This is a genomic window from Nocardia stercoris (assembly GCF_003696265.1).
Lineage (GTDB): Bacteria > Actinomycetota > Actinomycetes > Mycobacteriales > Mycobacteriaceae > Nocardia > Nocardia stercoris.
Genome location: NZ_RFFH01000003.1, coordinates 438651 through 452546 on the forward strand (window position 1 = coordinate 438651; position 13896 = coordinate 452546).

Here is a 13896-nt window from a genome sequence, read left to right on the forward strand (position 1 = left end):
CACCTCCCCCCGCGTCGCCAGCGGCACCGTCAAGTGCACACCCTCCCCGCCCACGATCGGTTGCTGCCGAAAAGCCGGGCGGACCGGGACATGCCCGCGCGCTTCCGGCGCCACCGTGGGCGGGCGCGATCGCACTCCGATCAACTAGATTGCCCCCAAAGGCATTCGGACGATATGGAGAGACGATGGCACTCAGAGCAGTACTTTCACCCGTCGCACGGGTGGTCAACGCAGGAGTCATGACCCTGGCCGGCCTGCCGGTGATCGGTCCGCGAATCTCCAAGAACCTGGCCGAGATCACCTACGTGGGCCGCCGCTCCGGCCGCACCATCACCACACCCATCGCGTTCACCCGCAGCGGCGACACGGTGACGATCAACGTGATCATGCCCGACGCCAAGACCTGGTGGCGCAACTTCCTCGGCGCGGGCGGCCCGGCCTCCCTGCGCCTCGACGGCGTCGACCGGCCCGGCCACGCCGTCGCCCACCGCGACGACAGTGGACGGGTGACCGTCGAGGTCCGACTGGACCCGGCGTAGCCGGCTCGCCATGCGGCAAAGATGGCCCCGGTTCCAGCTCGGCTTCGGCTCGAAGACCTGAGCCGGAGCCGGGCACTGCGACGAAACCCCTCTGCCACACCCGAACTCAACATTGCTCGGCCCCTCCCCCGATCGAACTGTCCGTGTCGTTCATGGCGACCGAGGTCGACTAGGGACGTAAGTCCGCGGCGATCGAACGGATCGATCGCACCCTGAGCATGCCGGCCGAGATGGTCAGCTACATCCGATCGCACGGACGTATTAATGCATTGATGCGCATATCCATGTATCGCAATCTACTTCCCGGCGTGGGTAGCGCCCCATTCCGACACCCGCCTGAGCGCACAAACGGGGTCGCGGACCGGCAAGATTTGCCCGCAGCTGGCCGACATTGTGCGCTCAGGCCGGTCCCCTACCCGAATACCGCAGACCTCGCCCACACGCCAACGCAGGCAACAACTTCGGTCGAACATGCTGATGGGGTGACACCGCTGGTGCGCGGTGCCACCCCATCACTCACTTCGAGACAGAGCTAGCCGTGGTGCTGGTCGGCGGTTTCCACCGTCTGCTTGAAGATGCCGAGACCCTGGTCCATCGCAGCGCCCATCGAGACGGTGAGCTCGTCCGGTTTCACATCATGGATCCACACCACTCGGCTGCGGCCCTCCCCCTCAGGTACGACGTGCAATGTCGCGTTGTCGTGGGTGGGCGTAAAGCTGCCGCCGATGATCGAAAAGGCCAGCCGGCGCGATTCGTCGTCGAGCGCGATGAGCCGCTCTCGCACCACGATTCCGCTGGCGAAGGTGACAACTCGGACGTCCGGCTCGTCGAGCCTGCTGTCGGTGACGAAGCCGGGCGCCATTCTGACGGGCCCGGCGGTGAAGTCGCCGATAATCGCCCACACCACCGCCGCGTCGGCGTCGATGGCGATCTCTTTCTGCACGGAAGCCATGTCGGCCCTTCCTGTCTGCCGGACGCGTCGTCGGCTACGCCGCGACGACGCAGAACTGGTTGCCTTCGGGATCTGCCAACACGATCCAGCTGTCGAAGCGCCGCACTTCGATAGCACCCAGGGCCTGAATTCGCTCGGCTTCACCCGCCAGGTCGTCGGCGAACAGGTCCAGGTGCAATCGATTCTTGCCCTCGGGGCGCTCCGGTACGGCCTGCAGCGAGAGACCGGCGCCGGCCTTGTTCGCGTCTTCCAGATAGATGGCGCCCTCATCCGAGGAGGCGACGCGGTATCCCGTCACCGCCTGCCAGAAGGCGGTACTGCCCGCCAGGTCGTTCGTGTCGATGCAGATATTGCCGATGGTGACGCTCACAAGCTGCCCTTCATCTAACTGACGTACCAGTTACGTCGGTTACATAACCGACCATAGCCGATAGACGGGTAGAATGCGAGGAGTGATGAACGACAACGCGTCCGCCCCCGAGTCGGACGACCTCGCAGCCGGTTCCGCGCCGATGCCGTTGCGCCTGATCGAGGAGTTCATCAACACGCGCCGCCGCGACAGCGACGAGATCGGAACCCGACCTCAGCTGGCGACGTGGCTGCACGACCACGGCCTGGTACCGGCCGGCGAGATCGTGACCGCCGAGCAGCGCGACCGCGCCGAGCGGATCCGCGAGGGACTACGCGCACTGATCGCCGAGAACAATGCCGAACCGGTTCCGAGCCCACACCCCGACGGCCTCGACCCCGCCGCCCGCACCGAACTCGCGCAACTCACCCGAGAATTCCCGCTGAAGCTCGACGTGACGGTGTCTCCGCCCCGACTGGTCGCCTGTTCTCCCGTACCGGTGGAGGCGGCGCTGGCCGGGCTCCTCGTGATCGTGGCCGAGGCCGTTGCGGCGGGCACCTGGACACGACTGAAGGCCTGCCGGGAACCGAGCTGCCGATGGGCCTACTACGACCACTCACGCAATCGCCGCCGGACCTGGTGCTCCATGGACCTCTGCGGAAACCGCGCCAAAGCCCGCGCCTCCCATCACCGCAAGTCCGCCCCGCCCTCAGCCGCAGACCGCTGATCCACGACGACCCGCCCAGCGAAAGTGCCGGAGCGGATCGCCCTGGGCACGCCACGCAGGCTCTACGCTTCTACGCTGGACCCATGGGGTTCCGACTCCTGGCGGACGCCACCGCCGTCTTCCACTTCCTCTTCGTCGCCTACGTGGTGACAGGCGGATATTTGGCGTGGTATTTCCGCCGGACCATCTGGCTGCACGTACTCGCTGTCGTATGGGGTTTCAGCACGGTCGTCTTCACCGTCGACTGCCCCCTGACCACCCTCGAGAACTGGGCCCGCCACCGCGCCGGCGAGGCCGGCCTGCCGCCCAGCGGGTTCATTGATCACTACCTGACCGGGGTGCTGTATCCGCGGGAGGACCTGCAGTTGGTTCGGATGCTGGTGGTGGTCGCGGTGGTCGTGTCGTGGCTCGGGTTCTGGCTGCGCGGTCGGCATCGCCAGCCCGGGCATGCCGTCCGGTAGGCGAACGCGCCAGGCTGGTTTGTTCAGTTAGGAGCCCCATTCGGTCCCGCGCGTTCACGCGGGTTGCATGCCGGCGGCGGGTGAGGTCCGTGGTCCGAGACCACCGCCACGGGTCCGGAATTAAGGCTGGGGAGCCGTCGTGGATCCGTAGCGGGGCAAGGACGGTTCGTCTGTCCTGTGTTGCCTTTTCCGGCCCGTTCTGCGGAGACGCCCGGCCCACCGGCCACACCGCCGCGATTCAGCAGCGTCCGCGCAGATCGATGGCGCGACAGCGTGGGCCTACACCGATATCTCCACCACGAAACTGGCGAATCGCTGGGCGGGTGCTCGCTCGAGTGACCACTCAGATCGACGCGGTGGTGGAAACCGCGTGACCTGTCGCTTGTGTCGATCTGTCACTTGCGGTACGCCTGGAATTACCGAGGCAAGGAGAGCGCAATGACTCAACAGGACGTGGTGAACGTATTGATGGATCGGGCGGGCACGAGCTACGTGGCAGAGGCCGGAATAAACTTGGCCGATAAACCCGCTCCACTGTTCCAACTGCTCATGCTTACCGAACTGCTCAGCACCAGGATCTCCGCCGATATCGCCGTCGCCGCCGCCAAGGAGCTGGTCAGCACCGGATATCGCACCCCACAGCGGGTCGCCGACGCCGACTGGCAGGAACTGGTCGACGCACTCGGCCGCGCCCACTACAAGCGCTACGACGAAAGTACGGCTTCCCGCCTGGGGGATATTGCTTCCCGCATCCTGGACCGCTACGGCGGCGACCTGCGCAAGCTGGCCGACGAAGCGGAGCGCGACCCAGCCCGCGCTGCCCAATTGCTGCAACAGTTCCAGGGAATCGGCCCCACAGGCAGCGACATCTTCCTGCGCGAAGTCCAAGACATTTGGACCTGGGCGCGACCGCATTTCGACGAACGCGCGCTGCGCGGCGCCGAACGCGTACAACTCCCCGCCGACCCGGACCGATTGGCCGACCTCGCCCCCGAAAACCACACCGCCGACCTGGCCGCGGCGCTGGTCCGCGTCACCCTGAACAACGAGGTCGCCGATCAGGTCCTCGCCGCAACCAAAATCATCCCGGCCTAACCGTCGCACACCCAGGCTGAGCGGACGGTCATCCGGGGACAAGGCTGCTCAGGCTTGGAGCGTTCGCGCACAGCCGCCAGCATGCGGTCGAACGCCGGTCGCGGCCTCGTCCAGAACCGTCGGCGACCCCGCCCGGCGGACTGCTGGGCCACCGGTCGTGATCGGTTACCGCTGCCGCCGCAGGGCGATCTACCGGACGGCCTCCTTTCCCCGGCCCGTCTCGTGATGACGAACGGCCCTACTTCCGTGGGCCCACGACCCTCCCGCCCGCACAGCCGCCCGGCGACGCTGAATGTCATGACTTCCACCAAGCGCCGAGTCGCCGTCGTCTACGCGGACTGGACAGCGATCCGCCGCCGGACTACCTCCGCCGGCGACGCGCTCCAGCTTCCGGCCGCCCACGTGGGTGCACCCGTGACCGGGGTCAGGTCGCTCACGTTGCCCACCATCTTCCTCACTGAGTATGCTCATTTATGAGCACACTCATTTTTATCGGTAGATGCGAGGTGTCGGTTGGCAAGTCCACAGCAAAGCCAGCAGGCCGGGCGCCGGGCGCGCAGTATGCGCGAGAAGCAGGGCCGGATCTTTGAGGTTGCCGCGCGACTGTTTGCCGAGCGCGGATTCGGCGCGGTCACTACCCAGCAGGTCTCCGATCAGGCCGATATCGCCGCGGGAACCCTGTTCCGCTACGCCTCGTCCAAGGGGCAGCTGCTGCTCATGGTCTACAACGAGGACTTCCGATCGGCACTCCAGACCGGGGCCCACCGCGCCCGCGACATCGCCGATCCGGTCGGGGCGATCACGGCACTGCTGCGACCGATCCTGGTCGCGGCCGCGCGTAATTCCGAAAACACCATCGCCTACCAGCGCGAATTGCTGTTCGGGCCGCCCGAGGAGACCTACCGGGAACAGGGGCTGGCGTTGGTGGCGCAGCTCGAGTCGGCCCTCGCCGAAATCTTGCTGACCGCTGTCGCGGACTCCGGTGAGCCCACGGCCGCGCAACGGGAAGCGGCCCGCGTGGCCGGCCGCAGTCTCTTCGCGGTGCTGCACATGGCGCTGGTGCGCCCGTCCACCGGCGTCCACCCCCACCACGATCCGATCGACGACCTGAGCGCCCAGATCACTCAGCTCGTCGCCGGTTTCCGCGCCACCGCGGTCACCCGAACCTGAAAAACACCAGCGCGGGCCACGGTCCGCAGAACGGAGTCGACATGTCCGGCACGATTCGCAAGGTCAGCGTCCTCGGGACCGGAGTCCTCGGATCCCAGATCGCCTTCCAGACCGCCTTCCACGGTTTCGAGGTGACTGCCTACGACATCAACGACGAGGCGCTGACCGCGGCGCACGAGCGTTTCGACAAACTCGCGACCACCTACCGTGAGCAGGTACCGGGCGCGGGCGACGGCAAGGCCGAGGCAACCGCCGCGGGCGTCACGCTCACCAGCGATCTCGCCGAGGCTGCCCGGGACGCGGACCTGATCATCGAAGCGGTGCCCGAGGTGCTGTCGATCAAACAGGACACCTACCGCCGGCTCGGTGAGCTCGCGCCCGAGCACACGATCTTCGCCACCAACTCCTCGACGCTGCTGCCCAGCGATATGAGGGACGCCACCGGCCGCCCAGACCGATTCCTCGCTCTGCACTTCGCCAATCAGGTGTGGCATTTCAACACCGCCGAAGTCATGGGTACCGAGGACACCGACCCGAAGGTGTACCAGGTGGTGGTGGAATTCGCTCGGGCCATCGGCATGGTTCCGATCGAACTGCACAAGGAGAAGGCCGGCTACGTCCTCAATTCCCTGCTCGTGCCGTTCCTCAACTCCGCGATGGCACTGGCAGCGGGCGGCTATGCCGAACCGAAGGCGGTCGACGAAACCTGGCGCATCGGTACCGGCGCACCGGCGGGCCCGTTCCAGATCCTCGACATCGTCGGTCTCACCACGCCGTACAACATCCTGGTCAACAGCGGCGAGGAGGGCAAGAAGCTGGCGCAGTGGCTGAAGTCGGAATACATCGACAAGGGCAAGCTCGGTCTGGCCAGTGGCGAGGGTTTCTACCGCTACAACGCCTAGGCCACTGCGACACGAAGACATTCGACACGTCGGCGCCCATGAACTACAGACAGGAGAAAACTCGGATGTACTACAGCAGCGGAAACTACGAGGCGTTCGCTCGCCCGCGCAAACCCGAGGGAGTCGACGACAAGACGGCGTGGTTCGTCGGCGCCGGCCTGGCCTCGCTCTCGGGCGCGGCTTTCCTGATCCGCGACGGGCAGATGTCCGGTGACCGGATCACCATCCTCGAACGGCTGAAGCTGCCCGGCGGCGCGCTGGACGGAATCAAGGAACCGGCAAAAGGTTTCGTCATCCGCGGTGGCCGCGAGATGGAGAACCACTTCGAATGCCTGTGGGATCTGTTCCGGTCGGTACCCTCGATCGAAATCGAGGGCGCGAGCGTCCTCGACGAGTTCTACTGGCTGAACAAGGACGATCCGAACTACTCGCTACAGCGCGCCACCGTGGACCGCGGTCAGGACGCGCACACCGACGGCCTGTTCGCGCTGAACGACAAGGCGCAGAAGGACATCGCGAAGATCTTCCTCGCCACCCGCGAGGAGATGGAGAACAAGCGTATCGACGAGGTCTTCGGAAAAGACTTCCTGCAGAGCAACTTCTGGCTCTACTGGCGCACGATGTTCGCCTTCGAGGAGTGGCACAGCGCGCTCGAGATGAAGCTGTACCTGCACCGGTTCATCCACCACATCGGCGGCCTGCCGGACTTCTCGGCGCTGAAGTTCACCAAATACAACCAGTACGAATCGCTGGTGCTGCCGCTGTATCGGTGGCTGCTCGATCAGGGCGTGACGTTCCGCTTCGATACCGAGGTCACCGACATAGACTTCGACATCACCCCGGATCGCAAGCAAGCCACCGGTATCCACTGGGTTTCGGAGGGGGTCGAGGGCGGCGTTCGGCTGGGCCCGGACGATCTGCTGTTCACCACGATCGGATCGCTGGTGGAGAACTCCGACGAGGGCGATCACCACACCCCGGCCGTACTGAACGAAGGACCGGCGCCCGCATGGGAATTGTGGCGCCGGATCGCGGCCGTGGACCCCGCCTTCGGCCGCCCCGACGTCTTCGGATCCCATATCCCCGAGACCAAATGGGAATCGGCGACCGTCACCACACTCGACCAGCGCATCCCGGAATACATCCGCAAGATCTGCAAGCGAGACCCGTTCAGCGGCAAGGTCGTCACCGGCGGCATCGTCACCGCCCGGGATTCGAACTGGCTGATGAGCTGGACGGTCAATCGGCAACCACACTTCAAACAGCAGCCGGCCGATCAGATCGTGGTCTGGGTGTACTCGCTGTTCGTCGACAAGCCAGGCGACTATGTGCACAAGCCGATGCAGGAGTGCACCGGCGAGGAGATCACCCAGGAATGGCTGTACCACTTGGGCGTTCCGCTCGACGACATCCCGGAACTCGCGGCGGAGGCGGCGAAGTGCGTGCCGGTGATGATGCCCTATGTCACCTCGTTCTTCATGCCGCGCCAGGCCGGTGACCGGCCCGACGTGGTGCCCGAGGGCGCGGTGAACTTCGCCTTCATCGGCCAGTTCGCCGAGACGAGCCGTGACTGCATCTTCACCACCGAGTACTCCGTGCGCACCGGCATGGAGGCCGCATACCGGCTGCTGGGCATCGAGCGGGGCATACCGGAGGTGTTCAACTCCACCTACGACCTGCGCAGCCTGCTCAACGCCGTCAGCCACATGCGCGACGGGGACCCGCTGAAAATACCCGGCCCGGATGCGCTGCGGCGCAGACTCATCGGCAAGTTGGACAGTTCCGAGGTCGGTCAGCTGCTCACCGAATTCGGGCTCATCGCAGACAAATAGCGGCGCTCACTCGCGAGGATCGACCGGCGGCCGATCCTCGCTTCCGCGCGCGAAGGTGGACAACTCAGGTGTGCGGCACCGGTAATGCCACACCGACGAGGGTGCCGTCCACCACATCATCGACAGCCGGCGGCCAGGACACCGGTGGTCGGCTCTCGGCTCGGCGGCTTCGGCGGTCATGGCCGGACCGCCGAAGCCGGTACCGTGTCGGCTGTGACCGCGGGCAGGTTGGAACGGTCCGGTCCCAGCTGCGGCCACCACTGCTGTTGTAGGCCACTAAACGGTGGGGGTGATGAGTCCGTAGTGTCCGTCGTAGCGGTGGTAGAGCACGCAACCGCGGCGCAGATTCGGATCGCGGAAGAACACGAACGGGACCCCGGTCAGTTCCAGGCGCTCGATCGCGCCGTCCACGGTCAGCGTGGGCGCCGGCAGCGGGCTCACGGTCACCGGCAACGCACCCCGGGTGACGGTGTCGGAACGCGGTTCCAGCTGCGCCAGAAGGAATTCGCCGTCAGCGCGGTACAGCACGCTGTCGATACCACTACCGTGCTCGGTGAACAGATGGAAGTCGTGGTCCATCAGTTCCATGTCGAACGCCGCTTCGTCGCAGGTCTCACCGGTCAGCGCGAACGACTTGTGTCGCACCACTTCTCGCTGTTCGACCGGCCGCGGGAAGTACGGTAGCGGAGTCCGGGCGGCTCGACCGTGCTGCCAGGTGGCCGGCCCGCAGTCCGGGCGCGCACAACGTACCGCCTCGTGGTGCCGTGCCAGGTGGTCGAGCCGCGCGCGCAGGCGCGCCTCGAGCAGGTCGACCGCCTCGCGGGTGCTGCTAGCGGCGACCTGGACACGCACCGCGCGGCCGTTCATATCCACATTGGCCTGCGCGATGATCGGTTCCACCGGGTCGCGATGGCGGGTCAGCCGCACCTGAACAGCCAGCACCGGGACACTCACGTGGCGAAGGACCCGGCCGATCTTCTCCTGCGCATAGGCAGCAGCCCCCATCGACACTCGATCACCGACCGATATCCGCAGCAACTCCTGGGGTGTTTGCACAACGTCGTGCATGGTCTTCCTCACTCTCGTGCGCCGATGACAACGGCGACCCGGATGATGCACTTCCACCCTGCACGCTCACCGGGATCGCCGGCAGGGTCGAATTCACTTGTCGGGCAGGGTCTATCGGCTCTATCTGCCCCCAGCAGCAAGGGCGCCGCCGCCCGGCCGGATCTCGAAATCACTGACGCGCGATCGATCCATCAGACCGCAGGCCGCGCACTCGCCGCGGATGCCTCCCGGGCAGCCGATCGACGACCGGGACGATGACATTCAGTCCGGGGCTGCGCACCGCGACGACCCGGCCGAGCCGGAACAAGACACCCCGCTCGTACTGCGTCACGATCCGAATGGACAGTGCCGCAAGGACGATCATCAGCACGACGACGATCGCGGCGACACCGAATACCGACGACATGACATTCTCCTTCAGGCAGCTCGCCGCGATGCGGACAGCAGGTGGGCGCGAACAGCGGATTCGAGGCCATCGATCGCCGCTTGCGCCGAACGCGGATCGGAATGGATGAAGGGTGCGTGGTGGAGGTCGACCGCGACATACGCGGAATCGGCCGGCGACCACCAGACCGCACATTCGAGGTGAAGCATCATGTGATCGATCTCCACCGATTGCGTCTCGCAGGGTGTTGTGGCGTCCATGGGGAGAACTATCCGCCCCACCACGAGGCGGCACGCGATCACGAAGTCCTTGCCGACAAGGTCTTTCGTCCCTGACTTGGTCGACACCCGGTGATATCGCCCGCAGCCGGAGATCAACCCTGCCACTGGCGTCACGGCTCGCGCCGGGCGCCGCATCGCCCGGCTACGTGGCGCCGACCGCATCGTGCCGGCTGTCTCGGTCGGTTCCGCGGAGGCGGTGGCCGATTTCTACGCAGACGCCGCGCCGCTCGCGCGGCGTGATGGTGTTCGCCCACGCAGCGGCAGTAGCCGGCGCGGTCCCCGCAACCGTTACGTCGCCTGCGGGTAATCGTGTCGCGCTCATTCGGGTTCATGACCTGTCGCCGCGTCACGCGGTGAAAGGATTCGGACCCAGTCGATGCGGGCGAGCATTACCACACCCAGAATCAGCACGAGCTGGATCGCGATGCCGTAAGGGGAGGTGAGCGAGGCGGTGAACGCGGAGCCGAGGTTGCGCTCGGCGATACGGGTGGCGCCGATGTAGAGCGAGTAGCTCACGAGCCGACCTGCGAAAAAGGCGGTGGTGACCGGCAGCAGCGGAACGTCCATGAGTCCAGCCGCCTCGAACAGCTGAGCCGATGGCAGTGGAGACAGCGTGAACAACGCCAACCCCAGCAGAGACCGGCCTTTGTGTCCGGTGAGATAGTTCTCGGCTGCCTGCAGACCGGCTTTGCGGTGTGGGCTGAGGCGGTCACGGATACGGCCGGTAGCGAGAGCGAGCAGGTAGCGCCCGCTGCCCGCGGCAACAGCACCCGTGATGACCAGGGCGACGGGATCGAGGTGCCAGTTCAATTTGAACAGCACCAGGATTGTCCAGGTCGGTGGCGCGAAGGCCGGCATCAGGTTTGCCAGGAACACGATGCCCACGACTGCCGAGTAGTGCCAAGCCGCGGTCACCGGAGCTGCCTGCTATAGGTGTCCGCCAGCGAATCGTTCACCCGCCGTCCTTTCGAATCTCTGACAAGGGTCCCTGCCGGCGGCCAGAACAGCATCCTGACCGGCGGTGTGTTCGCGGTGTAGCGCCTTGCCGGAAACACTCCTCTCGGGCCGTCGCTGACGTACCGATCGACTGTCAGGCGCTGGTCACCGTGTCGTGTGAAGTGTCTGCGGAACCGACTCGGCTTCGGGATACATGACGCTGCGCCACCAGGTGTCCAGGGGGCTGGGGTCGGGCCAGGCTACCGAGGCAGGGATACGGCGGACGGTGGGCCGGGTGGTGTTGCTCATGCGATTCTCCCGATCGACAGGAACCTTCTCGAAGTGGCAATGACGGCGCTGTCACTGCCACATCCAAAGATCACCTGCCGCGCCGGTCGGGCGCAGGGGCCGAAAGTCCACAGCGCGAGCCCCGAACGACATCTGATCGCCCGCGTGGACGATCTGCCGGTGTGCGCGCGGCCTTCGCAGGTCGGCCACCAGTCGGGCAACCCGGTGGTCGCGGTGCGGTGTCCGATGTCCGGAGCCGACTACCGCCCGTTCGGAGCCGTCGCAGAAATCTGGTCGTGCCACGCGGCTTTCGCGCCGCTGTCGCCGATCCGGTAGACCTGAACCATCGATCCGGCGGCGACCACAACGGAGAGGACGGCAACTACCGCCACTACGGCCCTGCGGCCGGCCAGACCTGCGGCGACGGGGACTCGCGAGCTCAGCGCGGCCCGGGCGGTCTCGCTGCGAATTGCCCACCATGCGGTCGCGAGCAGGAACGTGGCAAGCGACCACACCAGCAGGTCGTCACCGAGGTGGGCGTGAGTGCGGATCATCGGGTCGTGTGGAAGCTGATCCTCCAGCCATTCGCCGGAGTGCGTGGTGAGCGGCACGCACACCAGCGCCACGAACGCGGCCAGCGGCGACACGACGCCGAGCCGGCGTTGGGCCGCCGGCCAGCACACCGCAACCATCAGCAGCAGGGCCGCGAGCGGCACCAGCACGACTACGAAGTGCACGAGCAAAACGTGAGCGGGTAGGCCATTGAACGTGACTGGGCCCATGGTTATCGAGCACTCCTCAGGAGAACGAATTCGAAGCGGTCAGCGTGAGCCTAGGTCCGAATTCTTGGAGAATTCTCGGACGTCTGTGCGCGCGGGCAGTACAAGAGTGAATTCGGCGCCGTGGCCCGGGGCGCCGTCTACCGTGATATGCCCGCGATGGGCCTCGACGACTGCTTGGACCAGTGCCAAGCCGATACCGTGCGGCCGGACTCCGGCGGTGTGCCCGTCGCCGTGCGCGAACCGCTCGAACAGTCGGCCGGCGTCCCGCGGTTCGAGGCCTGCGCCGGTATCACTGATCGTGACCAGAACATCGGATCTGGTGCGGGCGAGCCGAATCGAAACCGAGCCGCCCGACTGTTCGTGCTGCAGGGCATTGTCCACCAGCGCAAACATCGCGCGGCGCAGCGCCGGGCGTACCCCGTCGATTGTCGCTTCGGCACCAGCCGCGACGGTCTCGACACCGACGGCGACGCCGAGGGTCTGCGCGTGGGCCTCGAAGCTGCCTGCCACTTCCCGGCACAGTGCTGCCAGGTCGACGGACTCGACCCGGTCCGGGTGATGGTCGGCGGCTGCGGTCAGCAGTAGATCGTCGATGATGCCGGACAGTGCCCTGGTGTCGGTGACCAGGCCGTCCAATTGTTCGCGCCACGGGCCGGGCAGTTGCTCGCGTTCAGCGCGGCGAGCGAGCAGCTGAGCGCGAGTGTGCAGCACCGTCAACGGCGCTCGCAGTTCGTGCGAGGCGTCTGCAATGAAGCGGTGCTGCAGCGCCAGTGCTTCGGTCAGCGGCCGGATCGCCCGACGCGACAGCAGTACCGCGGCACCGACAGCGGCGACCCCGCCGGTGAGTTCGGCCACCAGCAGAGCCTCGAGTAGACGCTGCCGGCCTGCCTGCCAAGGCCGTTGGTCGACCAGTACCGCGATGCGCCGGCCGGGCCGTTCGGTCACCAGCACTCGGTAGTCGACGTCGCCCGCCCGCAGATCGCGGTAGCCGATGGGGCCGTGGGTCGAATCGGCGGTCGGCTCGGGTGCGCGGTCGCTGACCACGACGCGGCCGGTGCCCTGGTCGACGATGCCGATTGCCATCCCGGGTGGCGGGTCGTCGGTGTCATCCACGCGCGCGGCGACCTGGGCGAGCTGGCCGTCGATCTGCTGGTGCTGGAAGCGCAGATCAACGGCATAGAGCACCACCCCGACAAGCATCAACAGTCCACCGAGCACGAGTGCTACCTGCAGTGCCACCATCCGGGTGGCTCGGCGCAGCCGGGCGGGTTCGGTCATGGGGGTGCGCCGACTCACCGGGCACCCAGCCGGTAACCGAGGCCACGGACCGTCTGCACCGTGTCGCGGCCGAGTTTGCGGCGCAGATAGTGCACGTAGGTGTCGACGGTACTGTCCTTGTCGGCTCGGTCGAAAATCAGTTCCCGGAGCTGAGACCGGGTGAATATCTGATGCGGCGCTCGCGCCAACAGCGCCAACAGCGCGCATTCCCGTTCGGACAGCGACACATCCGCGGTTCTGCCGGTCGGATCGACGACGGTCCTGGTGACCGGCACCAGCCGCCGCGTACCGATCGGCAACGAGGCCGCGGTGGCTCGATGCCGACGGTGCAGGGCCCGGACCCGCGCCAAGAACTCCGGCACCTCGAACGGCTTGACAAGATAGTCCTCGGCCCCGCTGTCCAAGCCCTCGACTCGGTCGGCGACCGCACCCAGAGCGGTGAGCAGCAGGGCCGGGGTGTCGACACCGTGAGCACGCAGTGCACGCAGCAGATCCAGTCCGTCCAGGACAGGCAGGCCACGATCGATGATCAAAACGTCGAACCGTTCAGTAAGCCCGCGATGCAAGCCGAGCTGGCCGTCAACGGCAAGGCGGACCTGGTAACTCTCTTCTTGGAGGAGGGTGCTCACCAGGTCGGCAAGGGTACGGTCGTCCTCGACCAGCAACACTCGGGGCACGGCACGGTCCGGACTCGACATGCTGTCAGCCTGCCATCGCAGCCGATCTCTCCCTGACGCGGCGTACACGGGTGTGACAATCCTTCCGAATCACCGGGACCGGGAGTCCCAGCCGGGCGCCCCATGGATCCGCGCGTCATCGGCTTGCCGCACGCGCCGACACCGCGCCCGCAT

General features: G+C 66.3%; 16 protein-coding genes. 7 read left to right on the forward strand and 9 right to left on the reverse strand.

Going from position 1 to position 13896, the window contains the following annotated elements; genetic code table 11:
* Window positions 1–185 precede the first annotated feature (185 nt).
* On the forward strand, window positions 186–539 hold the full coding sequence (locus tag EBN03_RS10415) for a hypothetical protein (protein WP_122187723.1): 354 nt from the start codon (window positions 186–188) through the stop codon (window positions 537–539).
* Between the two features lie 532 nt (window positions 540–1071).
* Here the strand turns inward: EBN03_RS10415 and EBN03_RS10420 are convergent.
* On the reverse strand, window positions 1072–1491 hold the full coding sequence (locus EBN03_RS10420; protein WP_122187724.1) for an SRPBCC family protein: 420 nt from the start codon (window positions 1489–1491) through the stop codon (window positions 1072–1074).
* Window positions 1492–1525: 34 nt separating this feature from the next.
* Entirely contained in the window at window positions 1526–1861 is a 336-nt protein-coding gene (locus EBN03_RS10425; RefSeq protein ID WP_122187725.1) for a VOC family protein, read from the reverse strand.
* A gap of 85 nt (window positions 1862–1946) precedes the next feature.
* Between EBN03_RS10425 and EBN03_RS10430 the strand changes: the two genes are divergently transcribed.
* The 6 genes from EBN03_RS10430 to EBN03_RS10460 all read left to right on the forward strand — a co-directional run bounded on the left by EBN03_RS10430 (window position 1947) and on the right by EBN03_RS10460 (window position 8027).
* Complete coding sequence (locus EBN03_RS10430; RefSeq protein WP_233608312.1) at window positions 1947–2567, forward strand: CGNR zinc finger domain-containing protein; 621 nt, start codon at window positions 1947–1949, stop codon at window positions 2565–2567.
* An 83-nt stretch (window positions 2568–2650) separates the two neighbouring features.
* Window positions 2651–3028, forward strand: coding sequence for a DUF2784 domain-containing protein (locus EBN03_RS10435; protein ID WP_122187726.1), 378 nt, complete (start codon window positions 2651–2653; stop codon window positions 3026–3028).
* 438 nt (window positions 3029–3466) lie between these two features.
* The gene (locus tag EBN03_RS10440) at window positions 3467–4123 is read left to right on the forward strand and encodes an HhH-GDP family DNA glycosylase (protein WP_122187727.1); all 657 of its coding nucleotides are present in this window, start codon (window positions 3467–3469) and stop codon (window positions 4121–4123) included.
* A 513-nt stretch (window positions 4124–4636) separates the two neighbouring features.
* Window positions 4637–5293, forward strand: a complete 657-nt coding sequence (locus EBN03_RS10450) for a TetR/AcrR family transcriptional regulator (RefSeq protein WP_233608293.1) — start codon at window positions 4637–4639, stop codon at window positions 5291–5293.
* 41 nt (window positions 5294–5334) lie between these two features.
* Window positions 5335–6195 carry a 3-hydroxyacyl-CoA dehydrogenase gene (locus EBN03_RS10455; RefSeq protein WP_122187730.1) on the forward strand — a complete coding sequence of 287 codons (861 nt, stop codon included), beginning with the start codon at window positions 5335–5337 and terminating at the stop codon, window positions 6193–6195.
* Between the two features lie 65 nt (window positions 6196–6260).
* Window positions 6261–8027, forward strand: coding sequence for an oleate hydratase (locus EBN03_RS10460; protein ID WP_122187903.1), 1767 nt, complete (start codon window positions 6261–6263; stop codon window positions 8025–8027).
* Window positions 8028–8303: 276 nt separating this feature from the next.
* Here the strand turns inward: EBN03_RS10460 and EBN03_RS10465 are convergent, their stop codons facing one another.
* The 7 genes from EBN03_RS10465 to EBN03_RS10495 form a co-directional block, all read right to left on the reverse strand.
* Window positions 8304–9095 (reverse strand): sigma 54 modulation/S30EA ribosomal C-terminal domain-containing protein, encoded by a 792-nt coding sequence (locus EBN03_RS10465; RefSeq protein WP_233608294.1) that lies wholly within the window; start codon window positions 9093–9095, stop codon window positions 8304–8306.
* 169 nt (window positions 9096–9264) lie between these two features.
* On the reverse strand, window positions 9265–9501 hold the full coding sequence (locus EBN03_RS10470; RefSeq protein WP_199742710.1) for a hypothetical protein: 237 nt from the start codon (window positions 9499–9501) through the stop codon (window positions 9265–9267).
* An 11-nt stretch (window positions 9502–9512) separates the two neighbouring features.
* Window positions 9513–9740: a hypothetical protein gene (locus EBN03_RS10475; protein WP_147471518.1), complete on the reverse strand. Its 228-nt coding sequence runs from the start codon at window positions 9738–9740 to the stop codon at window positions 9513–9515.
* A gap of 339 nt (window positions 9741–10079) precedes the next feature.
* On the reverse strand, window positions 10080–10646 hold the full coding sequence (locus EBN03_RS10480; protein WP_199742711.1) for a hypothetical protein: 567 nt from the start codon (window positions 10644–10646) through the stop codon (window positions 10080–10082).
* Between the two features lie 599 nt (window positions 10647–11245).
* Window positions 11246–11767: a DUF2231 domain-containing protein gene (locus EBN03_RS10485; protein ID WP_122187733.1), complete on the reverse strand. Its 522-nt coding sequence runs from the start codon at window positions 11765–11767 to the stop codon at window positions 11246–11248.
* 39 nt (window positions 11768–11806) lie between these two features.
* On the reverse strand, window positions 11807–13045 hold the full coding sequence (locus tag EBN03_RS10490) for a sensor histidine kinase (RefSeq protein WP_122187734.1): 1239 nt from the start codon (window positions 13043–13045) through the stop codon (window positions 11807–11809).
* A 14-nt stretch (window positions 13046–13059) separates the two neighbouring features.
* The gene (locus EBN03_RS10495; RefSeq protein ID WP_122187735.1) at window positions 13060–13743 is read right to left on the reverse strand and encodes a response regulator transcription factor; all 684 of its coding nucleotides are present in this window, start codon (window positions 13741–13743) and stop codon (window positions 13060–13062) included.
* Window positions 13744–13896: the final 153 nt, after the last annotated feature.